The organism is Paraburkholderia sp. BR10872 (genome assembly GCF_040965835.1).
Classification (GTDB): Bacteria; Pseudomonadota; Gammaproteobacteria; order Burkholderiales; family Burkholderiaceae; genus Paraburkholderia; species Paraburkholderia nodosa_A.
The window spans coordinates 17,698-43,918 of sequence record NZ_JBFRCN010000051.1 but is presented as its reverse complement, the minus strand read 5'-3'; the positions used below and the strand labels follow the sequence as shown (position 1 = coordinate 43,918).

The 26,221-nt window shown below is 64.7% G+C and carries 19 protein-coding genes; 17 read left to right on the top strand and 2 right to left on the bottom strand.

All coding sequences use genetic code 11. The features are described 5' to 3' along the window. The first annotated feature begins 2 nt into the window (after positions 1-2). The 6 genes from AB4Y43_RS31005 (at position 3) to AB4Y43_RS30980 (ending at position 12,898) form a co-directional block, all read left to right on the top strand. Positions 3-8,279 (top strand): Ig-like domain-containing protein, encoded by an 8,277-nt coding sequence (locus AB4Y43_RS31005; RefSeq protein WP_368729528.1) that lies wholly within the window; start codon positions 3-5, stop codon positions 8,277-8,279. After that, positions 8,276-8,770: a hypothetical protein gene (locus AB4Y43_RS31000; RefSeq protein ID WP_368729527.1), complete on the top strand. Its 495-nt coding sequence runs from the start codon at positions 8,276-8,278 to the stop codon at positions 8,768-8,770. The genes AB4Y43_RS31005 and AB4Y43_RS31000 overlap by 4 nt, the downstream gene beginning before the upstream one ends. A 43-nt stretch (positions 8,771-8,813) precedes the next feature. Beyond that, positions 8,814-9,740, top strand: a complete 927-nt coding sequence (locus AB4Y43_RS30995) for an outer membrane lipoprotein-sorting protein (protein WP_368729526.1) — start codon at positions 8,814-8,816, stop codon at positions 9,738-9,740. Positions 9,741-9,770: 30 nt separating this feature from the next. Beyond that, complete coding sequence (locus AB4Y43_RS30990; protein ID WP_342946288.1) at positions 9,771-10,607, top strand: hypothetical protein; 837 nt, start codon at positions 9,771-9,773, stop codon at positions 10,605-10,607. 2 nt (positions 10,608-10,609) lie between these two features. Further along, positions 10,610-12,322, top strand: coding sequence for a c-type cytochrome (locus tag AB4Y43_RS30985; protein ID WP_368619027.1), 1,713 nt, complete (start codon positions 10,610-10,612; stop codon positions 12,320-12,322). A gap of 66 nt (positions 12,323-12,388) precedes the next feature. Next, a complete protein-coding gene (locus AB4Y43_RS30980) occupies positions 12,389-12,898 on the top strand; it encodes a DUF1269 domain-containing protein (RefSeq protein ID WP_069267152.1) in 510 nt (169 codons plus the stop codon). A 149-nt stretch (positions 12,899-13,047) separates the two neighbouring features. Here AB4Y43_RS30980 and AB4Y43_RS30975 read toward each other — a convergent pair whose 3' ends face one another. Further along, complete coding sequence (locus AB4Y43_RS30975) at positions 13,048-13,680, bottom strand: lytic transglycosylase domain-containing protein (RefSeq protein WP_069267151.1); 633 nt, start codon at positions 13,678-13,680, stop codon at positions 13,048-13,050. A gap of 553 nt (positions 13,681-14,233) precedes the next feature. Between AB4Y43_RS30975 and AB4Y43_RS30970 the strand changes: the two genes are divergently transcribed. Further along, positions 14,234-15,013: a response regulator transcription factor gene (locus AB4Y43_RS30970; RefSeq protein WP_083245472.1), complete on the top strand. Its 780-nt coding sequence runs from the start codon at positions 14,234-14,236 to the stop codon at positions 15,011-15,013. Positions 15,014-15,030: 17 nt separating this feature from the next. On the opposite strand, the gene AB4Y43_RS30965 is transcribed toward AB4Y43_RS30970, so the two are convergent. Continuing rightward, complete coding sequence (locus AB4Y43_RS30965; protein WP_368685655.1) at positions 15,031-16,161, bottom strand: ATP-binding protein; 1,131 nt, start codon at positions 16,159-16,161, stop codon at positions 15,031-15,033. A gap of 328 nt (positions 16,162-16,489) precedes the next feature. Between AB4Y43_RS30965 and AB4Y43_RS30960 the strand changes: the two genes are divergently transcribed. The 10 genes from AB4Y43_RS30960 to AB4Y43_RS30915 all read left to right on the top strand — a co-directional run bounded on the left by AB4Y43_RS30960 (position 16,490) and on the right by AB4Y43_RS30915 (position 26,220). Then, a complete protein-coding gene (locus AB4Y43_RS30960; protein ID WP_342946639.1) occupies positions 16,490-17,071 on the top strand; it encodes an SCO family protein in 582 nt (193 codons plus the stop codon). A 30-nt stretch (positions 17,072-17,101) separates the two neighbouring features. Beyond that, a complete protein-coding gene (locus tag AB4Y43_RS30955; RefSeq protein ID WP_069267148.1) occupies positions 17,102-17,770 on the top strand; it encodes a response regulator transcription factor in 669 nt (222 codons plus the stop codon). A 189-nt stretch (positions 17,771-17,959) separates the two neighbouring features. Further along, positions 17,960-18,421 carry a type II secretion system major pseudopilin GspG gene (gspG, locus tag AB4Y43_RS30950; RefSeq protein ID WP_069267147.1) on the top strand — a complete coding sequence of 154 codons (462 nt, stop codon included), beginning with the start codon at positions 17,960-17,962 and terminating at the stop codon, positions 18,419-18,421. 55 nt (positions 18,422-18,476) lie between these two features. Continuing rightward, positions 18,477-19,676 (top strand): type II secretion system F family protein, encoded by a 1,200-nt coding sequence (locus tag AB4Y43_RS30945; protein ID WP_069267146.1) that lies wholly within the window; start codon positions 18,477-18,479, stop codon positions 19,674-19,676. Between the two features lie 18 nt (positions 19,677-19,694). After that, positions 19,695-21,419 (top strand): GspE/PulE family protein, encoded by a 1,725-nt coding sequence (locus AB4Y43_RS30940; protein ID WP_368729525.1) that lies wholly within the window; start codon positions 19,695-19,697, stop codon positions 21,417-21,419. Next, on the top strand, positions 21,400-22,290 hold the full coding sequence (locus AB4Y43_RS30935) for a hypothetical protein (RefSeq protein WP_368729524.1): 891 nt from the start codon (positions 21,400-21,402) through the stop codon (positions 22,288-22,290). Before AB4Y43_RS30940 ends, AB4Y43_RS30935 begins: the two co-directional genes overlap by 20 nt. Beyond that, on the top strand, positions 22,287-22,817 hold the full coding sequence (locus tag AB4Y43_RS30930) for a hypothetical protein (RefSeq protein ID WP_368729523.1): 531 nt from the start codon (positions 22,287-22,289) through the stop codon (positions 22,815-22,817). The genes AB4Y43_RS30935 and AB4Y43_RS30930 overlap by 4 nt, the downstream gene beginning before the upstream one ends. Then, positions 22,814-23,380: a hypothetical protein gene (locus AB4Y43_RS30925; protein WP_368729522.1), complete on the top strand. Its 567-nt coding sequence runs from the start codon at positions 22,814-22,816 to the stop codon at positions 23,378-23,380. Before AB4Y43_RS30930 ends, AB4Y43_RS30925 begins: the two co-directional genes overlap by 4 nt. Continuing rightward, on the top strand, positions 23,377-23,976 hold the full coding sequence (locus AB4Y43_RS30920; protein ID WP_368729521.1) for a hypothetical protein: 600 nt from the start codon (positions 23,377-23,379) through the stop codon (positions 23,974-23,976). The genes AB4Y43_RS30925 and AB4Y43_RS30920 overlap by 4 nt, the downstream gene beginning before the upstream one ends. Continuing rightward, the gene (locus AB4Y43_RS30915) at positions 23,977-26,220 is read left to right on the top strand and encodes a secretin N-terminal domain-containing protein (protein ID WP_368619032.1); all 2,244 of its coding nucleotides are present in this window, start codon (positions 23,977-23,979) and stop codon (positions 26,218-26,220) included. Position 26,221 lies beyond the last annotated feature (1 nt).

Below are 26,221 nucleotides of genomic sequence, written 5' to 3'. Positions count from 1 at the left end.
CGATGAGATCCACCACACTCAAGGCAAATCTGTTAGGTATGCTTAAGGCGTCGATTGCCGCTTCCGTTTTGCTGGGCGCGAGCGGGATGGCATTCGCCCAGGCATCCGTCAATCTCACTGCGAAGGCCACCACGGCCGTGATGCCCGACGGGCAGGCCGTGCCGATGTGGGGTTACGGCTGCACGGCGGCCGCTGCGCCTGCCACGTGTACGGCGGCGAACCCCGGGGCAGGGGCGAACTGGTCGCCCGTCGTCATCACGGTGCCGCCTGGGCCGCTCACGATCAATCTCAACAACAGCCTGCCCGGCTCCGTGCCGACCTCGCTCGTGATCGTCGGGCAACTGGGCGGCGGTCTGGGCACGACGGCGACGAGCATGCCGAGCCCGACGCACCCCACCCAGACCGCGACCACGTGGCCGACCGCCGCCGCCGCGCCCGGCGGGGCGACGTTCACGCCGCCGACGCAAGCGGCCCGCGTGCAGTCGTTCGCGACCGAAGTCGCGCACGGCAGCACCACTGCGCTCACGTGGAGCAACCTGAACCCCGGCACCTACCTGATCGAGTCGGGCACGCACCCATCGATCCAGGGGCCGATGGGGCTCTATGGCGTGCTGGTGGTGAGAACGGCGGCCAACGGCACGACGCCTGCACAGGCGTATCCGGGCATCAGCTACGACACCGACGTGCCGCTCGTGCTGAGCGAAATCGATCCGGTGCAGAACACCGCGGTCGCCTCCGCGGTCGCGACCCCGGGCTTCAGCGAAACCCTGTCCTGGTCCGGGCAGCCGGGCGGCTGCGGCGATTCGAAGTCGACCTCGTTCGGCACCTGCTATCCGCCCACGGTGAACTACGATCCGCGCTACTACCTGATCAACGGCGTCTCGTTCGACCGCACCAATCCGGGCGCTTCGACGTTCGCCGCGACGAGCGCAGCGACCACCGGGCCGGTGATGCTTCGCTTCGTCAACGCGGGTCTGCGCATGCACGTGCCGGCCGTGGTCGGCGCGCAAACCGGCACGACCCCGGTCTCCGGCTTCGCGTTGATCGCCGAGGACGGCAACGTGCTGCCCGGCAATCCGCGGATCCAGTCGGAAGTGTTCATGGCGGCCGGCAAGACCTACGACGCGCTGGTCAACATGCCGGCCGCAGCCGCTTCCGCGCTGCCGGTGTTCGATCGCGAACTGAGCCTGTCGACGAACAACGCGCGTGACGGCGGCATGCAGGGTTACATCAGCGTGAACAACTCCACCGCGGCGTCCGCGGCCGCCGTGGCGAACGCTTCGGTCACCGGTTCCACCTATTTCTTCGTACCCGGCAAGACGCTGACCGTGTCCGACCCGGCTAGAGGCGTGGCGGCGAAGGACGCCAACGTCTACGGCGTGCAGGTGAAGACGCCACCGACTGGCGGCTCGCTCACGCTGAACCCGGACGGCACGTTCGTCTACACCCCGAGTCAAGGCACGACGGCCGACAGCTTCGTGTACCAGGCGAACGGCAACCCGAACGCCGCGGCGACGGTGACGCTCACTGCGTGCACGACGGGCAACGGGTGTCAGTCCGGACCGCCCACGGCCGGTAATGCCGCATATACGAGCAACGTCGCCTCGCGGCTGCAGATCTCCGAGCCCGGTGTGCTCACGTACGCCAGCGATCCGAATGGCCTGCAGCTCACCGCGACGCTGGTCGGCACCCCTTCGGGCGGCTCTGTCACGCTGAATCCGGACGGCTCCTTCACGGCGAGCCCGGCAACGGCGCCAATGGGCAGCGCGGCGTCCGCGAGCGTGACGTTCCAGTACAAGGCGGTGAATGCGCAAAATACGGCGAGCAACACGGCGAGCGTGACGGTGACGTTCAAGGGCGGCAGCGGACTCGTCGTCAACGTACTCGATGCGCCCAGCACGCAGCCGGGCAAGACGCCGGTGAAGATCAGCGACTACCGCTGGATCATCGAGGAAGACCGCACGTTCCAGATCGATCCGGCGTGCCAGGTGAATTCGCCCACGCGTCCGGCGACGTGTCCGCCGCTGCCTGTGCCGAGTCTCGGTGCAAACTTCCATACGAGTTACATGCCGGTGGTGGCGGCAGGCTGTGTCGGCGTCGCCGCGTGCGAAGCGGGGCAGACGGTCTACGACCCGGTCAGCCAGACCCACCTGCCGGCGGTGTGCGACGTCGGCAACGGCGTGTGCCGGACCACGGCGGCGCAGCAGGTGCCGGTGGATCCGTCGCAGGTGGCGCTCGATCCGAAGAAGCGCTATTACATTTCGATCCTGCCGGGCAACGCGTACAACTCGTTCACGAACGGCGGCGGCGTTCCGCAGCCGGTCGACCCGACCAACCCCTCGGGCGCGCAGCGGCAGTTCGACATTTCCAAAGACTGTCCGGGCGTCGCGAACTTCGCGCCGGGCACGGGCAAGTGCGGCAACGGCATGGGCGGCGCGCCGATCGCGGCCGGGCAGACTTCGGTCAATGTGTTGCTCGAGGAATCGCCATTCCCGACTGCGAAGGTTTCCGTGTTCGTGTTCGAGGACGACGCACCGCTGAACGGCGAAGTGGACGTGAGCGGCGGCACCGACACCTTCGGCTCGGCGCGCGAACCGGGACTCGGCGGCTTCGAGATCAAGCTGTGGGACGACGCGGGCGGCAGCGGCCAGCCGACCGGACAGATGACCTACGACATGTTCAACATGCCGCTGTCCAACTCGCTGCAAGGCACGATCGATCCGGTCAGCGGTCTCAACGCGTGCCCGATTTCGACATCGACCGATGGCCTCGTCGGCATGATCCCGACCTGCCCGAAATACGAGTCGGATGGCAAGACGCTGTCGCCGCTCGTTGGTCAGGCCATCATCGCGAACCTGATGCCGGGCCGGTACGGCATCATCGCGACGCCCGCTGCTGACCGCATCGCGCGAGGCGAGGAATGGCTGCAGACGAACACGCTGGACGGCGAGAAGGCCCACGACTCGTTCATCAAGATCGGCGGCCCGGCGTACTTCCAGGAATTCGGTCCGGCGGGCTTCCACGTGTCGATCGGCTTTGCGAATCCGAAGATCATCAACGCGCGGCTGCCTTTGCTGTGCGCCACCTCGAGCTGCAACAACGGGCTCAAGGGCCGGGTGACGAACCTGCACTACAGCCGTCCGCCCGACGAGCACCTCTATGGCAGCCAGTCGCGCAAGCCGTTGAGCTTCACGCAATGCTACGTGAGCGTGGGCGATCCGGACGGTGAAGACTACGCGTTCACCAAGTGCAACGCGGACGGCACGTTCAGCTTCACGGGCCTGCCTGCCGGCATAACCCGAATCACGGTGTTCGACCAGTGGAACGACCAGATCGTCGACGGGCTCGCATCGGCCGTGACGCTCGGCGGCGGTACGGTGACGGACGCGGGAGATATCGCGGTGCTTCAGTGGCAGACGAATCTCTATACGCGGACCTTCCTCGACACGAACGGCAACGGCGTGGGGGACCCGAGCAAGCCAGGTCTCGCGCTATTGTCGACCAACATTCGCTTCCGCGACGGCAGCTATTCGGATTTCAACGTCACGGACGGGAGCGGCTATGCGTCGTTCAACGAAGAGTTCCCGTTGTTCAACTGGTACGTCGTCGATACCGACCTGACGCGCTTCAAGCAGAGCGGCGTGCACGTCGTCTATGACGCGGGCGGTCCGCCGGACGGCACGCCGGGCGGCGGCAAGTCGACGATCGCCGCGAACTTCGCGAACACGCTGGAATCGGTCCATCTGCCCACGAACCTGCGGGTGCCGGGCGCGGTGTACTGCAACGACGCGGACTGCAACGACCGCTCGGGCTCGAATCCCTCGACCGGCCGGGTCGATCCGCCGTGGGTGACCACGATGGGCTGGCAGGGCTTCTCGGGCCAGAGCTCGTTCGTCGAGTTCGGCAAGACGCCCTACGCGGCGAATGAGAACGGCGGCATCCACGGCGAAGTCGTCTATGCCTCCACGCGCCCGTTCGACGATCCCACGTTGCTGATTCACACGAAGTGGACGCCCAACGTGCCGAACGTCACGGTGAACCTGTATCAGGAAGGCGTTGCGGCGGACGGCTCCACGAGCCTGAAGCTCGTCGATACGACGAAGACCGCGAGTTGGGACGACTGGGCCCAGGGGTTCCGTTCGGACGGCGTGCCGAACATGAACTGTCCGGGCCAGAGCACCAGCGATCCGTACTTCTACACGCTGCGGAACACGCCGAACTGGCTCGACCCGCAGCAGCGTGCGCTGCCGAACAACTCGCAGTTCAAGTGCTATGACGGCATGCACGTGTTCAACCAGGTGCAGCCGGCGCCGTTCGACGGCATGTACCAGTTCCCGAGCGTGACGGGCCGCGATCCGCATAGCGGCCTGCCCACCGGCACCAACTGCACGATCTGCAGCGCCAATCCCACGAAGGACGGCACGCAGATGCTGCCGCCCGGCAAGTATGTGGTCGAGATCATCGTGCCGCCGGGCTACGAACTGGTGAAGGAGGAGGACAAGAACATCCTGATCGGCGACAACTACATCGCACCGGTTACGCAGCAGTTCGGCGGCATCGGCGACATCTTCATCCTGCCCGACCAGGCGGCGATGAACTCCACTTACAACCGGAACAACCCGCAGAATCCGACCTCGAATCTCGGCTCCACCCCGCATGCCGAAGGCGACACCGGCTCCGTCGAACGCTTCTGGCCGTGTGTCGGCGAACTGCGGATCGTGCCGGACTACATCAGTCTGTTCCCGGGTTCGCAGGAAGTCTCGCCGTTCGCGGGGGCTTCGCGGAATCTGTGCGACCGCAAGGAGGTGGAGCTCACCGACCAAAGCGCGGTGCTGGCGAAGTTCTGGATCTTCAGCTCGACGCACGTCGCCGCACACTACACCGGCTTCATGCTGGACGATTTCTCGTCGGAGTTCGATCCGTATTCGCCGCAGTTCGGCGAGAAGTTCGCAGTGCCAAACGTGCCGGTGTCGTTCAAGGACTTCGCGGGCAACGAAATCTCGCGCACCTATTCCGACCAGTGGGGCATCTTCAACGGGCTGACCTACTCGACCTGGCAAGTCAACCCGCCGAACCCGACGGGCTACGCGCCGACGATGATGGTCGCCTGCATGAACGATCCGTACAAGCCCGACCCGGCGCATTCCGGCCAGACCATCAAGGACCCGCTCTATAACCCGGCATATAGCCAGTTCTGCTACGAGATTCCGTTCATGCCCGGACAGACCCAGTACATGGATACGCCGGTGGTGCCCGTCCAGGCCTTCGCGGACGGGTATAACCAGGTGGACTGCGCCTATCCGGACGGCACGCCGGGCATTGCCTCCGTGACGGGCGACGCGATTGCCGGCAATACGTCCGCGGGCAGCAACGGCGGCGCGGGCCCGTGGGTCAGTGGACCCTTGAAGACACTGACGATCACGTCGGTCGGCAGGCAGCAGGTGCCGAACCATGCGTACACAGGTCCAGCTGCCACTGCCGCGCCGTTCAACCAGAAGTTCATCACGCGCAACTACGGTTTCGGCCAGCAACGGGGCGTCGTGACGATCGCGGGCATCCCGGCGCCGGTGACGTCGTGGAGCGACGCGAAGATCACCGTGGTCGTGCCGCCTCTGCTCGGTCCCGATGCGGCCTGCACGATGCAGCAGCGCGGTGTGACGACGCCGACCCAGTGCGGCCAGCTCGTCGTCACCGCAGCGAGCGGCAAGCGCTCGATCGATGCGGTCACCGTGACGATCGGCGGCAAGGCGCCCACCTACGTGGGGGGCGAGAACACGGCGGGCAATGCAATCCAGACCGCAATCGACCATGCCGCCGCCGGCGACATGATCGTCGTCGGTCCCGGGACTTACAAGGAGATGCTGCTCATGTGGAAGCCGGTGCGGCTGCAAGGCGTGGGGGCAACGTCCGTGACGGTCGACGCCAATCCGCATCCGTCGGGCAAGCTCGACCCGTGGCGCAGGCAGATAGGGTGCCTGTTCGGCGATGCGCTGAACGGCGGCCTGATCTCCGCGAGCAATCCGTACGATCCGACCGGCGCGTACAGTTGCCTCGCCTCGATGCAGCGCAAGATCGACGGGATTCCGTTCGAGCCGACTTCCGGCTGGGATTTCAACCTCAACGGCAACCTCGCGGAGACGCTGATCGAGCCGACGCTGATGGGCGCGTACGAAGGCGCGGCCATTACCGTGCTCGGCAAGGGCGTGAAGGACGTGCTGGTGGGCGGGGTGCTGACCCAGGACCAGAACTGCGTCGCGAACGGCATCTGCACGCCGCTCACCAACAGCGCCGCGGACTGCAATACCTATCAGAGCAACTTCCTGTGCAACCCGTCGCGCATCGACGGCATGTCGTTCACGAACAGCTCGCAAGGCGGCGGCGGTATCTACCTGCATGGCTGGAACCACTACACGGAGGTATCGAACAACCGCGTCTTCTCCAACGCGGGAACGCTCACGGGCGGCATCATCGTCGGCCAGGTCGAGGTGCCCGACGGCAACATCGCGGCGAATAACGTGACCCAGTTGCCGTTCCAGTACAACGTCCACGTGAACGTGCACAACAACCAGGTCACGTCGAACGCTTCGTACGGCGACGAAATCAACTCGACCACGCCGTCTTCGGCAGGAGGAGTGACGTTCTGTTCGGGCGCCGACTACTACAAGTTCAACTACAACTGGGTATGCGGCAACATCAGCAGCGGTGACGGCGGCGGCGTCGCGCACTTCGGCTTCAGCTACAACGGCGACCTGTCGCACAACTGGATCCTGTTCAATCAGAGCAACAACCCGACGCTGCCGACGTACGGCGGCGGGCTGATCGTTCAGGGTGTGCCGCCCGACGGCACCTTCTGCGAGAACGCGGCCACCGACGTCGACTGCGCGCCGCAGCTCTCGGACGGCGCGGGCCCGGACATCACGATCGACGGCAACCTGATCGTCGGCAACACGGCGGAAAGCGGCAAGGGCGGCGGCCTGCGGCTGCAGAACGTCAACGGCACCGACGTGCAACGCAGTCCGAACGACAGCTCCAGGTGGTATCGCGTGAAGGTGACGAACAACATCATCGCGAACAACGTGGCGGGCTGGGCGGGCGGCGGCGTATCGCTGCAGGATGCCGTGGCGGTGAGCTTCATCAACAACACGGTCGTCTCGAACGACTCGACGGCGACGGCCGGCGTGCTGTTCAACACGTCCGCTGCGACCCAGGCCAATGTCGGGCCGCCGAACTGCACGACCTCGGGTTCGGAAACGACGTGCCAGCCGACCACGACGTCGCAGTACGAGCCGGCCGGCCTCGAGACCGCGCGCCACACGCAGAACCTGGTGGCGGCATTCACGAGGCCGAACGTGAAGTGCCCGGCGGGCCACCCGGACTGCACGACGTTCTCGAACCCGGTGCTCACGAACGACCTGTTCTGGCAGAACCGCACGTTCTACATCACGGTGGGAGGACTGGATCCGGGCATTGCGGGGCTGCAGAACGTGGTCACGCTCAATCCGTCGCTGAATCAGGCCGGGCACGCCACGGGCTACTGCGATCCGAAGGCGGTCTACTGGGACATCGGCGCGTTCGGCGACACCGGCGCCGCCAACCATGGGTCCGGTCTGACGATGAACCCGCAGTACTCGATCCTGACCGACGCCGGCGACTATCCGAACGCAAACAACAGCGGATCGAATCCGGACGTCGTGCATCAGTACTGCAACGGTGCGCGCGTGCCGCCGGAGGCGGGTGGCATCGGCATCACGGTGCCCCCGGGCATTGCGGACACGGTGCTGCCGAATCCGTTGTTCAGCCTGCTGCCTTCGGCGACGCCGGACGAGGGCAACAACTGGATCAACATGTCGTACGGTCCGCTGTCGCTGTTCAACGAGGCGCGCACGGGCGCGCAACGCAACACGCTGCTTGGCAACTACACGATCCCCGGGACCTCGCCGGCGGTCAACCATGCCACGGCAGCGGGTGCGCCGAATCGTGACATCTTCGGCACGCCGCGGCCGCAGCTGGGTGGCTACGACATCGGCGCAGTCGAGTTCGTGAGGCCCGGCGTGTTCGCCTCGCAGCCGTATCCGCTCGCGCTTGGCGTCAACGATCCGGTGACGCTGCTCGGATTGTTGCAGGGGATCCTGCCAAACGCCGCGAACAGCGGAGGGCTGCCCGGCATCGGAGGCGCTCAGGGCAATCAGGGCAATCAAGGCCAGCCTGCGCTGCCGGTGGGCACGCCGCCCGCGGTCACGACGCCGGCGGGTCTGAAGACACTGGGAGCGTTGCCATGAGCCAGCGTCTGCGCCGGACGCCGCCGGTCGTGCTGCTGGCCGGCAGCATCTGTCTCGCCGCCGCCTCGCTTCAGCCGGCGGTCGGCGAGGCCGGTGCGAGCGCGGCGGCGAAGCAGTCGCCGTACTCGCCGGCGAGCCTGCCGCAGCGCGCGCGGGGCTATTACGAACTGATGCAGGGCATCGACCACCTGAGCGTGCGCCGCACGGCGTCGGGCAACCTGATCCGCTTCAGCTATCGTGTGACGGACCCCGTGGCCGCGCGGCCGCTCGGCGAAAAGACCGCGACAGCCGTGATGTTCGGGCGCACGAGCCATGCATTGCTCGAAATCCCGGTGATGGACAAGGTCGGGGCGCTGCGCCAGAGCGGTCCGCTGGAAACCGGTCAGGAGTACTGGATGGTGTTCTCGAACAAGGGCGGTCTGATCAAGGCCGGGGAGCGCGTCGACGTATTCGTGGGGTCGTTCCACATCGACGGGCTGATAGTCGAATGAGTGCACAAGCGCTTTTCACGCGCAGACGAAGAGGAGATGACTCATGAACCGCTTTCTTTCGCTGGCGATCCGGACCGCGTCGGTGGTGACGCTCGCGGCAAGTGCTCCCCTCGCGCTCGCGGGGTCTTCCGCGGCGAGCGCCCAGACTGCGGGCGCGGCGCACATGAGTGCCGCGCAGATCGTCGAGCGCAACGTCGCCGCGCGCGGCGGCCTGCAGGCGTGGCACGCGGTCAACACGATGACGATGTCGGGGCAGCTCGAGGCGGGCGGCACGAAGAACACCAAACTTCCTTTCACGATGACGCTCAAGCGCCCGCGCAAGAGCCGTATCGAGGTCCGCTTCAACGAGCAGACGGCATTCCAGGTCTACGACGGCGCGCAAGGGTGGAAGGTCAGGCCGTTCCTCGGCCGCAATGAAGTGGAGCCCTACACGCCCGCGGAGGCCAAGGCGGCCGCGTCGTGGGCCGAACTGGATGGGCCGCTCATGGACTATGCGGCGAAAGGCACGCGCATCGACGTGCTCGGCATGGAAATGGTCGAGGGCCACCGCGCGTATGTGCTCAAGTTGACGATGAAAGACGGCGCGTCGCGCCGCGTATGGATCGATGCGGCCAGCTTTCTCGAACTGAAGGTCGACGGCGATGCGCGCAAACTCGACGGCAAGATGCACAACGTTGCGATCTTCTATCGCGACTATCGCAAGGAGGGCGGCCTCGTCATGCCGCATACGCTCGAAACGGTTGTCGTCGGCGCAAGAGGCACGCACAAGCTGATCATCGATAAGGTTGCGCTGAACCCGCAGGTGGACGACACCGCGTTTGCCAAGCCGCAGGTCACGGTGGCGAAAGTCACGCACCCCGCACCGGTCGTCAGCGCGAACCCAGCGCTGAGCCCGCGTCCGGCGGCGAGTGCGAACCCAGGCGCAAATGCGGGGGCGCACCCGGGCCCGCGCCAGAGCGCAAGCCACTAGCCGCTGGGTGCCCCCATGAGGTTGACGGCCATGAAACCAGTCGCAGTATGGGTGCTCGCCGGCAGTGTCGCCGCGGTCGTGTTCGCGGGAGAGCAGATCCCCGCGCACGATCTGAGTGCCGATGAGATCGTCCAGAAGAACGTCGACGCGAGAGGCGGCCTCGACGCATGGCGCAAAGTCCAGACCATGATCTGGTCCGGCCACGTGGATAGCGCCAATGCGCCCGCGCCGGACCTGCCGTTTGTCCTTGCAATGAAACGCCCGAACAAGACACGCTTCGAGGTCACTGTGTACAACCAGAAGTCCGTGCGCGTATTCGACGGTAGACAAGGCTGGAAACTGGGTCCGAACGGCATGGGCAGCGCGACGCCGCGGCCGTACTCGATGGACGAGGCGACGTCCGCGCGCGACGAGCAGGTGATCGACGGGCTCCTGATCGACCATGAAGCGAAGGGCGTCACCGTTACGCTCGAGGGCAAGGATCAGGTGGGCGGGCGCGATGCGTATCGCCTTGCCGCAAAGCTGCCTTCCGGTGTGATCCGCCATGTGTGGATCGACGCTCAAACGTTTCTCGACGTGCAGGTCGACCGCCAGGTGCGCACGCCGCGTGGGCAGACGGTCGTCGTGGACGTGAACTACAGCGACTTCAGGAGCGTCGAGGGGCTGCAGATACCGCTCGAGATCGAGAGTGGGGCACCGGCGTCCGACAAAAAGGACAAGCTCACGATCGACAAGGTGTCGCTCAATCCGGCGCTGGACGATGGCATCTTCACGAGACCCGCACCGCCGCAGATGCACCGCAAATCGGTTTCGATCGACGTCGATGCCTCGCCGGCGCTGCCCGGCGCGGGACATCCGTCGCCCTGATCATGAAGCGCACGGCAAGCGGGCCGAGAGGCCGCACACGGGCACCGTCGCGGGCGACGCGATGGTTGGCTCCATGCGCGTTGCTCGCCGCGCTGATCGTGCCTGTGCGCGAGGCGCGTTGCGCGCCTGCCGCCCCACCGGTCGCGACGGCGAGCGCCGGGCAGGCGCTCTATCAGCAGGGCGTACTGGGTTCGGGCGAAGCGCTCGAAGCGATGCACGACGGGGGCGTGCACCTGCAAGGCGCAGCCGCGGCCTGTGTGAACTGTCATCGACGCAGTGGCCTCGGCTCGCGGGAGGGCAACAGCAGCATTCCGCCAATCAGCTGGCGCTACCTCGTCGAGCCGCGCACGCAAACTCCGGAGGATCGCGACTTGCCGTACGTTCCCGGGATGCGCGCCGAACGTGAACCGTACACCGAGGCGACGGTCGCCCGCGCGATTCGCGAAGGCATCGACTCCGAAGGCAAGCCGCTCAGCAGCCTGATGCCGCAGTACGCGCTGAACGACGCCGATATGCAGGCGCTGATCGGTTATCTGAAGCAGCTCGATCGGCGCAGGCCGACGGGTGTCACCGATACCGTGCTGCACTTCGCGACCATCATCACCCCCGATGCCGACCCGGTGAAACGCGCGGGCATGCTCGATGTGCTCACGCATTACTTCGCCGACAAGAACGTCTTTCCGCTCGGTGCGGTGCCGCCGTTGCGTTCGTCGCGCAAGATGATGTTCATGGTCAATCGCCGCTGGGAACTGCACGTGTGGGAGCTAAAAGGTCCGCCGGACACCTGGCGCGGGCAACTCACGCAGTTTCTGGCCCGGCAGCCGGTGTTCGCGGTGTTGTCGGGTCTCGGCGGCAAAAACTGGGCGCCGATTCACGACTTCTGCGAGCAGGAGGCCGTGCCGTGTCTCTTTCCCAACGTCGAGGTGCCGATCGAAAACGATCGCGACTTCTATTCCGTGTACTTCTCGAAGGGCGTGCTGCTCGAGTCGGAGCTGATTGCGGCGCGCATCGTCGATGAAACCGGCGCGCCGCAGGCGCAGGGCACGAAAGAGGCGAAGGCGCCGACACACGTCTGGCAGGTCTATCGTACCGGCGACAACGGCGAACGCGGAGCGCAGTCGCTCGCCACGGCGCTGGCGGCTCACGGCATTGCGGTATCGAATCACGCACTCGCCCCGGGTGAGGGCATTGCAGGTGCGCTGCACGGCATACCGCGCTCGGATGTGCTTGTGTTGTGGCTGCGTCCGCCCGATATTGCGGCGCTCGCGCGGATCCCTCCAGCGACGCATACGGTGTTCATGTCGGGCCTCATGGGTGGGCTGGATAGTATCCCCTTGCCGACGAGCTGGCGCGGCGTCACGCGCCTTGCGTACCCGTTCGATTTGCCGGAAGGGCGCCGCGTGCGCGTCGACTACGCGTTCGGCTGGTTCTCGATCAGACAGATACCGATGGTGGCTCCCCAGGTGCAGGCGGACACCTACCTCGCCTGCGGTCTGCTCGCCGAGACCCTGAGCCATATGGTCGATGCGTTCGTGAGGGACTATCTGGTGGAGCGGGTTCAGGACATGCTCGAACGCCGCATCCTGACGGGCTACTATCCGCGCCTGACGCTGGCGCCGGGGCAGACATTCGCGTCCAAGGGCGGCTATATCGTTCGCTTTGCCGGGCCGGACCACATCAAGCTCGTCGCCGATGGGGACTGGATCGTGCCGTGAGATCGATGGCGCTTTGCGGGGCGTGTCGTGCATCTGCACACTTTCTACGGAAAGCGGGAAGCTCAAATGCGACGCGTCTATCTTTTGCTGCCTACCGCACAGCGCGCGCGCGCGGTCGCCGGCGAACTGCTTTTGCATCGGGTCGAGTGGCGGCATATGCATGTCATCGCCAACGAGAATGTGTCGCTCGACGGCTTGCCGCAGGCATCGCTCGCGCAACGCAGCGATCTGCTTGCTTCGCTGGCTCGAGGCGCGGCAGTGGGCTGTGCGATCGGGCTGCTGGTGGCGCTGATTGCGCTTGTGTGCCCGCCCGAAGACGTACGGATTGCCGGCGGCACAGTGGTGATCCTCGCACTTTCGGGCGCAGGATTCGGCGCCGGGGTAGCGGCCGTGGTCGGCGTCGAGGTGCGCAACACGCGCTTGAAGCGCTTCGAAGAAGCGATCCTCCGCGGCGAGCTTTTGATGATGATCGACGTCCCGAAGGAGCGCGTGGAGGAGATCGAGGACATGATCGAGCTTCACCATGTACAGGCGCACGGCGAGGGATCGGACAAGACCATTGCCTTGTTTCGGTGACGTGGGCCCGCACGCGGTAGACAACGGAGGGAGAGCGTAGGACGCAGCACCGCTGCAAGTGTTCGCGTTCTACGTCGCAGAGGGCGTCCGGCCGGCTGAACTGGTCCCCAGTCGGCCGGTTCGCTATGCTCCGGGGCGTGCAATCAGGCTCAACTGGACGCGAGGAGCTGCTTGTAGCGCGCCAGCACGCGCGGAACGTACAGACGCGTTTCCGGCAGCGACGGCACGCGATAGCCGGCGCGAATCACCGCGTTTTCACCGGCATTGTAGGCGGCCAGCGCGAGTTCCACATCGTCCTTGAACAGGTCGAGAAGAAAGCGAAGGTAGCGGGCGCCGGCCAGCACGTTGTCTCGTGGATTGAACATGTCGCCGTGCGAGAATCGCGCAGCGGTATCGGGCATCAACTGCATCAGTCCCAGCGCGCCTTTGTCCGAAACCGCCTTCGGGTTGTATCCCGACTCGATGTCGATCACCGCGCGAAGCAGTTCGGGTTGAACGCGAAAGGAGCGGCTCGCTTCGTCGATCACGTCCGCGTACAGGGGGGAGTCGGCGCCGCCCGATGACTTGCGCGACCGGCGCCTGGCGCCGGGTTCGCCTGGCGGTTCGCCCGCAACGATCACCTTCAATCCCGGCTTGCCGCGCACGTTCGTCAGAACGATGGCGCCGTTGCTGTCGACGGTGCCGAAAATTTGTGCGCACGCCGGTCCCGGCAACACCGCACCGAGCATCGCGAATGCGGCAATGATCGCGTTTCCGAAGCTGGATGACGGGTGGCAATGCATCGTTGTTTTCTCCTGCACCTGAATTGTGGTGGAAGAAAAAACGGCTCGGCAATGGGGCACCTCCCTACACTTTGTGACGCGAAAGCGCGCTCAAAAAGCGCATTGCAGAAACTTAACATTCGAAATAAATGGTAATGGACGGTAATCAACGGCAGCCGCTCCGCAGTCATGCCTGGCGCCTTGATTCTTCTCGCCGGATGCAAATATCATCGATCAATTTTCACGCAATGATAAAAATGAACCGGCTTCCTGCCATCCATTGCGGCAGCTAATCTTCTGGGGATTTAAAAAGGATTCGAAAATGAAACATTTTTCGGCACTCGACGCGCGGCCGGAATGTCCCAACAAGTGGAGATGCGCGCCGTTGCTTGCTCTGCGCGAAGTGGCGTGAACCTTGCGAAGGGCAGGTACACACACAGTAACCCGAAAATAACACAAAGCTAACAGTTAGGAATTCGAATGTAAAGAGTGAAAGCTGTGTGGAAGGGAAGAATTTCGTCGAAGCGTTAATGCGGTGAAGACGGCCGAGGGCACGGGTACCGGGAGACAAGACGTGAACATGAAATGTCGCGTTGTAATCGCAGAGGATCACGATCTGCTGCGAAATGGTCTACGTTCGATGCTGTGTGCGCAAGCCGACTACGACGTCGTCGGCGAAGCGCGTGACGGCAAAGAGGCCTGCCAGCAGGCGATGACACTCGCCCCCCAACTGATCCTGATGGATCTGTCGATGCGGGGGATGAACGGCATCGACGCCAGCGCGACAATCAAACGGCGATCGCCGGGCATCCGGATCATCGCGCTCACGGTGCATCAAAACGAGGAGTACGTGCGGGAAGCGCTGCGTGCCGGCGTCGACGGTTACGTGCTGAAGGACGTCTCGTTCGAGGAACTGCTGGTCGCGATGCGCTCTGTCATGCAGGGCAAGAAGCATCTGAGTGCGGACGTATACGGGTTTATGGTCGACTCGTTCGTCAGCGGCCGCGAAGCGCCCGCACCGAAGCATGCGTGGGACGTGCTGACGGCGCGCGAGCGCAGCGTGCTGAAACTGATCGCGGAAGGACGCACCAACCGTCAGGTCGGACAATATCTGAACCTGAGTCCCAAGACCATCGAGAAGTATCGCGCGAGCATGATGCACAAGCTCCATATCGCCAACCTGACCGAGCTGGTTCTCGTTGCGATGAGCATGGGTTTGCTGACGTCGCTCGCCGCCAAATGCGCTGAGCCGGATGTGGACGACGAGCATTTGCCGGAACGCGCCGATCCGGCGCCGGGCCCGGGGCCAGGCGGCGAAGAGCCCGAATGCAGGCTGGGCGAGACGGGAACCTGAATGCGGCGAGGGCGGCGCTAGCGCGTCCAGGTCGCGCAGACGAGGGTCCCGGTTGCGGCGGACGACTCGATCGAAAACGCGCCGCCGTGCATCTCTACACGGTGCTGCATGCCGATGAGTCCCAACCCTGTTGTATACGCTTCGTCCGTGGCGAATGGATGGTTCTCGTAGCCAATGCCGTTGTCCCGAATCGTCAACATCAGGCGGGCCGCATCGCTGCGCAGGCTGAGCGAGATTTCGGTCGCCGCGGCATGCTTGACGGCGTTATTCAGCGCCTCCTGAGCCACCCTGAACATGTCGGCTTTCAGATGCTCGGGCACGTCCTTATCCGCGACATCGCAGTCGAACACGACCGACATCGCCCCCGTGCCGCGTTCGATGCGCCGGCACAGCGAACCCAATGCCGCGGGCAGCCCCAGTTTGTCGAGCATGAGCGGCCTCAGTTCACCGCATATCTGCCGCACGTCGCCAATCGTTTCGCGGATCCTGAATACGGTCGAATCCAGTAGCTGCACCGCATCGTCGACCTGACCGCGGCGTATGCGCATCAGCGCGTCCTCTGTCATCAGCTTGACGAGGGTGAGCGCCTGGCCGAGGCCGTCGTGCAACTCCGAAGCGAGCCGCTGGCGTTCTTTCTGCTGACCTATCATCAGATACGTCTGGCACAACCGCTCGCTTGCGTCGAGCAACTCCGAGTCGGCAGACCCGGGCTCGATGATCAGCGGTTCTTCGAAAAGCGTCAGCAAGACGCCCGAATTCATCGTCTTCGCGGGCACCCATTGCTGATGCAGTGCAAGCCGCGTTGGGTGACCGGTTCGGCCAGTGAGCAGGGCCTTGAACGAATGAAACTCGCGAGCCGCGCTGGCGGACAAGTCGTCTGTCAACGCCGCATGAGCGTCGTCGGGCGCAAGATCGACGAGACGCTTGCCGACGAGTTCGGCGCTCGAGTAGCCTAGCAGTGCGGCCGCGCTGCGGTTTGCCGACACGAAGATTCCAGCGGGCGTGAGAATCGCAAGCGCTGCGCCGCGCGCATCGGTGACGACGCCGGCTTCGGGCTGACTGGCGCAGGCTGCACGACGAAGCTTGCGCATTGCTTCGATCAGATCGAGCAATCTTACCTGCGGTCCTCCAGGCTGAATCGCATCCATTGGAGCTCCCCCCGATGCGTCGATATAAGCAGATCGTAAGAATATCGGGATTTTAGGCCGTGATCGGTGCGGGCCGCAACGGGTAATGTGCGGGCTCGTAGTATGGGGACCCCCCCATTGCACGGTGCGGGTTTTCCATCAAGCGGGCATACCCTACCGTCGTTTGGGGTCCCTCCACCCATGACGCTCGTTGGCAAATTCATGACACTGGGCTCGCAAGGGAGTGAAAGCGCCGCGACCTGCGCATCGCGAGAAGCGACCTTTCTCCTCATTTCTGGAGACCGGTATGAACAGGACTGCAAAATTAAGGCTTGGGGTGCTGGCTGGCATGGCACTCGCGGCAACCGCGGCATGGAGCGCACCGGCCGATGACGCCGCCGCCGATCCTCACATGCATCATCACATGATGGCGGGTATGACGACGCGCACGACCGGGCAATACACGCTGCCTTCGGTGGACCTCGTGCGCGACGACGGCAAGACCGTTTCGCTCGTCGACGAGTTGAACGACGGCCGTCCGGTGATCGTCACGTTCATCTATACCACCTGCACGACGATCTGCCCGATGACCAGCCAGACGCTCGAGCAATTTCAGAACGATCTGGGCGACGATCGCAACAAGGTCCATATCGTGTCGATCTCGATCGACCCGGAACAGGACACGCCCGCACGCCTGAAGGCCTATGCGGCCAGGTTCGAAGCCGGCCCCGAGTGGCAGCACTATACCGGCACGGTCGAGGCGAGCATTGCGGCGCAGCGCGCGTTCAACGTCTATCGGGGCGACAAGATGAATCACACGCCGGTTGCCTTCCTGCGCGCCGCACCGGGCAAGCCCTGGCTGCGCATCGACGGCTTTGCCACGCCTTCTGAACTGCTCGCCGCCTATCACGATGTCGTCGCTTCCAACTAGGCCTGCAGTGTCCCGCAAGGAGCGACGAAATTGGAAAAAAGACATCGTGTGCTGATTGCCGAGGACCAGCATTTATTGCGCAGCGGACTTTGCCGCATGGTGTCCGAACTGGACGACTATTGCATCGTCGGCGAGGCGAGCGGCGGGCTCGAAGCCCATCGCCTCGCGAGAGAGACGCTGCCCGATCTGGTCCTGATGGATCTGACGATGCCCGGCGGCAGTGGCTTCGATGCGATCACCGCGATCAAGCGCGAGTTCCCGCGCGTCCGGATCATCGTCCTCACCGTTCACTGGAGCGAAGACCACGTGCGCGAGGCGTTCGCCGCGGGCGCCGACGGCTACGTGGTCAAGGACGCGTCGTTCGATCAACTGGTGCGGGAAATGCGCTTCGTGTTGCAGGGCAAGCGTGTGCCCGGCGCCAACCGGATCAGCGGAGGGGCGCACGGATCGCAGGAAGACTTCGCCCACAAGGCGCAGCTCTGGAACGCGTTGACGGGCCGCGAACGCACGGTGCTGCGGCTCGTGGTAGAAGGGCACACCAACCGCCAGGTGGGCGAGTGCCTGAGCCTCAGCCCCAAGACCATCGAAAAGCATCGTGCGAACCTGATGCGCAAGCTCGGCATCCGGAACCTGAACGGTCTTGTGCGCATTGCGATCGACATGGGCGTGCTGTCGTTGCCCGACGACGAGCATGTGTGAAATCCCTCCAGACGCGATCGTGCAACTGGAGGGTCTTTACCCATGTCTTTGGACGGCACTCCCTACTACTTGCCCGTATCGACCTGAACAAGAATGCATTGAACGGCTTCAGCGGCGCTGAAGCGGTGAGTCGATACAGGGGGGGGAGCCGTGCACAGCGAATCGACCTCTATCCAACACGGTGTGCCGATGCCCGAGTCAAAGGCGCCGCGGCGTTGCGCCGGTCGTGCGGCACCGGCGCGCACGTATGCGCGCCGCGGCTTCACGCTGCTCGAACTGCTCGTCGTGATGGTCATCATCGGCTTGCTCGCCGGTCTCGTTGCGCCCCGATATTTCGAACAGGTCGGCAAGTCGAACGTCAAGATCGCACGTGCGCAGATCGTGTCGCTCGGGCAGGCGCTGGATCAATACCGGCTCGACGTCGGCGCTTATCCGACGACCGAAGAAGGCCTGGAGGCGCTCGTGGAGAAGCCGCAGAATGCCACGCGCTGGAGCGGGCCGTATCTGCAGAAGGCGGTGCCCGTGGATCCGTGGGATCGCCCGTATCAGTATCGTTCGCCTGGCGACCATGGCGACTACGACCTGTTTTCGCTCGGCAAGAACGGACGCGGTGACGGCACGGGCGAGAACGTCACGATCTCGTCGTGGTAGGGGCGCGCGGCGCGGTCGTCGCGCCGCCGGTGGGTTGTCTGCAAGGAGGTTCGACGTGAAGTACGTGCTGCGTGTCTTCGATACGAATGGCTCGGTCCAGACGCTTCGCATCGACAGCGAAACGCCCGCGGCAGCCACGGCACTCGCGCGTTCCCGCGGTCTGCGCGTCGTCTCGGTGCGCGCCGAGGGCGGCCGGCGGCAACGTGCGAACCGGCTGGGGCTTCCCGGAGGCCGGTTCAACGTCGAACTCTTTGCGCGCGAGCTAGCGGCGCTGCTCGATGCGGGCGTGGGCGTCGTCGACGCGTTGCGCACGCTCGGCGGCAACGAGCGCCGCGAGACGTCGGCGCAAGTGTATCGCGACCTCTTGCGTCAGCTCGAAGAGGGGCACTCGCTGTCCGCGGCGCTCGAGCACGCAAGCCATATCTTCCCGCTGGTTCTGGTTGCGTGCGTGAAGGCGAGCGAGCAGACCGGCGGCCTTGCCGACAGCCTTACGCGTTACTCGCGCAACAGCGCGACACTCCACGAGCTGCGTGCGCGTGTGGTGTCCGCGGCGATCTACCCGACGGTCCTGCTGTTCGTCGGCGCGGCGGTCGTCCTCTTCCTGCTCGGTTTCGTGGTGCCGCGCTTCGCGAGCCTGCTCGAACACAGCGGGCGCGAGCTGCCGCTGCTGTCGCGCATGCTGATGGCCTGGGGCGGGTTGGTGCACGCGCACGGGTCCGGGCTGTCCGTGAGCGTCGCGGTGCTGGCCGTGGCGACCGGCTTCGCCTTGCGCCGCCCGTTCGTGCGCAACTGGATCGCCGATCGCATGCTGGCGCTGCCCGGTATCGGGCAACACTTTCGCGTGTTTCGTCAGTCGCAGTTCTATCGCACGACGGCCATGCTCGTGGATGGCGGCATTCCCGCCGTGAAGGCCTTCGACCTCGCACAGGGCCTGGTTGGACGAGCGGACCAGACGGCGCTCGCGGGCGCGCTGCACCAGGTGCGCAACGGCGCGAAAGTTTCGGACGCGTTTCAGGAGGCGGGGCTCGCCAACGCGATCGCGTACCGCCTGTTGACGGTCGCCGAGAAGACCGGCGGTCTCGGGCCCGTGCTCGACCGCATCGCGGCGTTCCAGGAGGCGCAGGTATCGCGCACGATCGATCTGATTTCGCGCTTGATCGAGCCCGCGATGATGATCTTCATCGGCGTGGTGATAGGCGGGATCGTGGTGCTGATGTACATGCCGATCTTCGAAATTGCGTCGAGCATTCAGTAAACCGAATTGGGGAAGCACGTGGATACCGTCATCGCCCAGCCGGATGGCCCACAAGCCGAAGCGCGCGCCGATCTGCGCGACGCACTGAGAGCGCTCGGCGAGCGGCATGGTTCCGGCATTCGCGCGCTCGAGGAGCTGATGGCGCAAACCGCGCTCAGCGCGGACGAACTGCGCGTGCAACTGGCCGCGCTGTTCCGCATGAAGTCGATCGGCATGCGTGAGCTGAATCAGCTCGAGCCGGATTTCGAAGTGATTTCGTTCGTCGAAGCGACGACTCGCCTCTGCGTGTGCTTCCGCGATCGCGACACCACTCGCGGGCTGCTGTTCGCGATTGCCGATCCGCTCGATGCGCGCACGCGCGGCTGGGTCGAGCATCGGATGCGCTCGCAGCCGGGCGTCCCGTATAGCTGGGCGCTCGCGAGCGCGGGAGACATCAATGCGTATCTGACCGTGCGCGAAAAGGACGTGCGCGCGATGGATTCTCTCGCGTTCGACGATCCGATCCAGAAGACGGTCGATCCGGCCTCACTGGCGTTGACGCTGCAGGGCATCAGCAGCGACGACAGTCCTGTGGTCAGGCTGCTCAACTCGACGATCTACGACGCGCTCAAGATGATGGCGAGCGACATTCACCTCGAATGCCGCGCCAATGGGCTGATGATCAAGTGCCGCGTGGATGGCGTGCTCGCCGTGGTCGGCCGTGCCGAGGGACGCGACGTCGCGGACCAGGTGCTCTCGCGCGTGAAGGTGATCTCCGAGCTCGATATCGCCGAGCGCCGTGTGCCGCAGGACGGCCGTTTCAAGGCGCAGTACGCGGGGCGTGAAATCGACTTCCGCGTGTCGATCATGCCGAATCAGTTCGGCGAGGATGCGGTGCTGCGGATTCTCGACCGCTATCAGCTTTCGCAATCGGCGGGCGGTCTGACGCTCGAGGCACTCGGTTTTCAGGAGGCCGATACGCGCTTCATGCGCAAGCTCGCGTCGATGCCGTACGGCATGCTGCTCGTCACGGGTCCGACCGGCAGCGGCAAGACGACGACGCTCTACGCGATCCTCACGGAAATCAACAACGGCCTCGAGAAGATCGTGACGATCGAGGATCCGGTCGAATACCAGCTGGGCGAAATCCTGCAAATTCCGGTCAACGAGGCGAAAGGGCTCACGTTCGCCCGCGGGCTGCGCTCGATTCTTCGCCATGACCCGGACAAGATCATGGTCGGGGAAATCCGCGATCCGGAAACAGCGCAGATCGCCGTGCAGGCGGCATTGACCGGGCACCAGGTATTCACGACCGTCCACGCGAACAACGTGTTCGACGTGATCGGCCGTTTCACCAACATGGAGGTCGATCCCTACAGCTTCGTCTCCGCGCTCAATGGCGTGGTGGCGCAGCGCCTGTTGCGGCAATGCTGCCCGGACTGCGTGACCGAAGACAGGGTGGACACGGAAACGCTCATCCGCTCGGGCATCGACCCGGACGCTGCGGGCAGCTACCTCTTTCGCCGCGGCGCCGGCTGTGGCACATGCCGAGGCAGCGGCTATCGGGGACGGCGAGCGATCGCGGAGGCACTGCGCATGAACGACGAGTTGCGGCAACTGCTGTCGGAGCGGGCACCGCTCGGTCAAATCAAGGCTGCGGCGATGCGCTACGGCATGCAGACACTGCGCGTCGCCGCGATCGATCTGGTGAAGCGCGGCGAAACGACTCTCGAGGAGATCAATCGTGTCACGATGGTCGAATAGTCCGGTTGCGATCGGAGTCGGCACACGCGAGATCGTCGTCGGGGTACGCGCGCCCGGACTTCTGCGGCCGCGCAAGCACCTGCCGCCTGCGGAGCCGGCCAGCTTCACGATTCCCGATGACCAGTACGGCACAGAGGCGGGTCTGCTCGACGCGCTGCGCGCGGCGCTCGCCGCCACGCCCGGCGCGGATGCCGCCGATGCGGATGGTCAGGCGCCCCGCGCAACGAAGGCACCGACGCGCAATGCACACGTGGTGCTGGACGACTTCTGGGGCATCCACGCGATATTGCGCGGCGACTTTCGCACGCTGCGGGCGCGCGAGCTCGAAGAGGTCGCGCTGGCCCATTTCACCGACACCTATGGGGTCGACGGCGCCACGCTGCTGGTGCGCTTCTGCGTGCAGCAGGGCGGACGTGCGCTGTTTGCGAGCGCCATGTCGCGCGCGCTTCATGACGGCATTCATGAGGCCGGCGCGTCCGGACATCTGCGAATTGCGCGCCTGAAACTGGGCCTGCCTGAAATGCTCAATTGCATCGACGTTGCAGCGGGCGGCGACGCACTGCTGATTTTCGTTGCGGACGAACTGATGCAGGCCGTGATGATCGAGCGGCGCGGCTGGGCCGCCTACGATGCGCAGCGCCTGTTTCCCGGCGATGCGGACAATGCATCACGGCTTGCCGAACTGGCCGAGCAACTGTTCGAACGCTCGGCGACGCGAGCGGGCCTCAAGCGAGAGGACTGCACGATCTATCTGTTCGGCAACGACACCGACCCGGCGCCGTTCGAAGCGCGTTTTGCGGCCGCGGTTCGGCCGGCACAGCCGGCGACGGACAACTCGCCCGCGCGCCGGCTCATGGAGTATGCGCAATGATCCAGGTCCTCGATATCGACTTCGGCAGACGGCGTGCGCGCACCGGGACGAGCGGCCTGATCCTGCTATGTGTCGCCGTTCTGCTGCTGCTCGGATGCGGCGCGCGGCTTTGGCGTGCCTATGCCGAGAGCGATCGCGTGCAGGCGCAGCTCGACGCCGTGCGCCATCGAACGTTTGCGCAAAGGCACGCGGTGAAGCCGCCGCCTACGCTGGCTGCGAGGCTCGCGGAAAAGCAGAACCTGTCGATACTGCGAGAACTGACCGTACCGTGGCAGGACCTCTTTTCGATCGTGGAAGATTATCCGGACCATGACGTCGCGCTGATCGGCATCGACCAGAACCCGGCGCAGAGCCAGATTCGTATCACCGCTGAAGCGAAGAATGTCGATGCGATGATTGCGTATCTGAAGTATCTGCAGACGAGCGTGTTGCTGCGCGAAGCGGTACTCAACGACCATCTGGTGGAGAACAACGTGCCGGGCAAGCCGGTTCGTTTCCAGATCACCGCCGTCTGGAGGAAGTCATGAATGCGGCTCCGTTGCGCGACCGGCTACTGACACTGCGATTCGAGCTGCGGCGTCTGTTCGGCCTGCCTGGATTGATCGGCGTCCTGATGATTGGCGCGGCGGTACTCATGTGCGCCGAGATTGCCAGCGTGGAAGCCGATACGAAGGAGATGCAGGCCCCGGCCCATGTCGTCGAGGCCGCCCAGACGCGTCATGCAATCGGCAAGCACGATGCGCAGGTCGATGCGGTCGCGCTCGAGGCGTTGCCCGAACTGTTTCCGCGCTTTTCGCAGAGCGCGGATGATATCGCGTCCATCTTCGAACAGGCGCGCGGCAGCAAACTGACGCTAGGGTCTGCTGAGTATCAGGTGAGCACGGACGCGGGCGCGCGCTTCACACGCTACCAGGTGATGCTGCCCGTCAAGGATCAGTACAGCGCAATCCGGCATTTTCTCGCGTTGGTGCTCAACAACGTGCCGAATGCAGCGCTGCGGGAAATCCATGTCGAACGTCCCGCGGTGGACGGCAATATACTCGATGCGCGGGTGCGCTTCGAACTGATTTACCGGAGCGCCCAGCCATGAAACCCGCTCTGCCCATGCGTGTGCTGTTGGTGTTTTGCGCAATCGCGGCCGCCGGGGCAGGGTATCGCGTGCTGGTCGCGGCGCGCCAGATGCCGGCGCAGGTCGTTGCGCTCGACAGCCAGCGTCGCATCGATATGCATGCGAGGCTGGATGCCAGGCGTCACACGCATGCCACCGAGGCTGCCGCGAAGGCTGCGGCGACTGCGTCTGCGTCTGCGTCGGCGTCGTCGGCGTCGTCGTCGGCCCATGCGAAGCTCGTTTCGTTGCGCGCGCCGCTTTCGCTCGAATCGGCCCACGATCCCTTCACGGCGTCATCGTGGCTTCCGCCGCCGCCCGTCGAAGTGCCGGCCGCGCCGGTGCGGCCCGCGCCGCCCACTGCGCCGCCCGTGCCTTTCGCCTACGTGGGGCAACTCGATGCCAAGGCGGCGAAGCCGCAAGTCTTTCTCAGCAACGCAGACCAGTTGCTGATCGTGTCGCCGGGCGACGTGATCGACAACCAGTACCGCGTCGAGTCCGTGTCGGAGTCGGACGTCGTGTTGACCTATCTGCCGCTGCACGAAAGACAGGTGGTCGCCATTCCACGAGAGGACAAGTAAATGAAAACCTCACGCACACGGGGTGCGGGCCGCGACTCAGGCAGCGGCCCAGCAAGACGCCTCTCGCCAGTCATCTGGCACCCTGTTCCTCGCCCGGACGCGATTCAGGTCGCGAGAAGACGAGCGCTTGCCATTGCGGTGTCCGTGCTCGCCTTTAGCGGCTGCATGCACGTGCCGAACGTGCATGACGATCCGACCGACGCCCAGGCGAAGGTCGACTATCTGAACCAGCGCAACGCCCAGGTCAACACGCTGCTCGACCAGGCCGATCAGTACCGCAAGAACTATCAGTACGACGAAGCGATCCGCAATCTCTTCCAGGCGTACGACATCGACCCGACCAATGAGCGTATCCGCAAGATCGGCCTGCAGATCGATCAGGACCGCAAGGACCTGGCCATCCTCCAGGAGGCCCAACGCATGATGAAGCGCGGCGCGTATGCGCAGGCGGCCGAGCGGGTGCACCGCGTGCTGGTGGAGAACCCGACCAACACCCTTGCGCAGCAGATGCAGACTGAACTCAACGCCAAACTCAGCCAGCAGCGCGCGGATCGCGATGACAAGCTTGCGGCTTCGTCGATCATGCAGAAGCCCGTGACGCTGCAGTTTCGCGACGCGAACGTGCGCATGGTGTTCGAAGCGTTGTCGCGCACCACGGGATTGAACGTGATCTTCGACCGTGACGTCCGCGCCGATCTGAAGACAACGATCTTCGTGACGAACGCGTCGGTGCAGGACACGGTCGACATGATTCTGATGCAGAACCAGCTCGACAAGAAGCAACTCAACGCGAACACGCTGTTCATTTATCCCGCCACGCCTGCCAAGCAGCTCGAATATCAGGAACTCAAGGTGCGCACGTTCCAGCTGTCGAACGTCGACGCCAAGCAGATCCAGCAGTTGCTCAAGAGCATTCTGAAGGTCAAGGAAGTCGTGATCGACGAGCGTGCGAATACGGTAACGGTTCGCGGCACACCCGACACGATCAAGGTGGCCGAGGAAATGATCGCCGCGCAGGATTTGCCGGACCCCGAGGTGATGATGGAAGTCGAGGTGCTGGAAGTGTCGCACGAGCGCCTCACCGATCTGGGTATCGACTGGCCCAACTCGTTCACGATGTCGACGCCGAGCACCGCGACGACATGGGGCCTGCTGCATCATCTGACGATCAATGAACTGAATGTCAGCAGCCTCTCGGCCACGGCGAACTTCAAGCTCACCGATACCGACGCGAATCTCCTCGCGAGCCCGCGTATCAGGACGCGCAACAACGAGAAGGCGCGCATCATGATCGGCGATAAGGTGCCGGTGATTTCGAGTTCCAGCACGCCGAGCACGAGCGGCCCGTCCTATACGCAAATGATTCAGTACCTCGATGTCGGCATCAAGCTCGAGGTGCAGCCACGGGTTTATCGCGACGGCGACGTCGGCATGCAGCTGAATCTCGAAGTCAGCAACATCACGAATACGATTTCGAGCAGCAATTCGAACGGCCTGAATTCGCTCGCCTATCAGATCGGCACGCGCAGCGCCTCGACGAGTCTGCGCTTGCGCGATGGCGAAACGCAGATTCTCGGCGGCCTCATCTCGGACGAAGACCGCAGGAACGCCAACAAGGTGCCCGGTCTTGGCCAGTTGCCGGTGCTGGGGAGGCTGTTCTCCAACCACCAGGGCGACCACGTCAAGACGGAGATCGTGTTGCAGATCACACCGCACATCGTCCGGCCGCAGCTTGCCGCCGATGCGGATACGCAGGAGTTGTGGTCGGGCACCGATGTCAACGTGCACGCCGATCAGCTCCGGCTGGACCCCGTCGTGGCGAACGCGGCAACGTCCATGGCGCCTGCGGTGAAGCCGATGCCGGGCATGGTCGGCGGCGGTACGGTTGGAGGCGCGTCGTCGCGAGGCGGCGCCGAGGCGTACCCCGCGCTGCCGTCGCCTTCGAACGGCGCGTTCGGGCAAATGGCCCCGCCGCCGCGCACGACGCCGCCCCCCGAACCGTACGGCGGACGCTTCTCGCGAACACCCACGCCGCAAGCGGCTCCCGCGCCGCAGTCCGGCCAGGGCGCGGCGCCGGCATCGGCCGAACCAACGGCCGCGGAGCAGGCGGGTGGCGAAGCTGCGGCCGCCGCGGCGCCACCGCCCGCAGCGCCTGCGCCCCCCGCACCGCCGCCGATGCTGACGATGCCGCCTGGGACGATGCCGAGCGATAACCCGCTTCGCCCCGTCGAGGGTGGGTACTAAG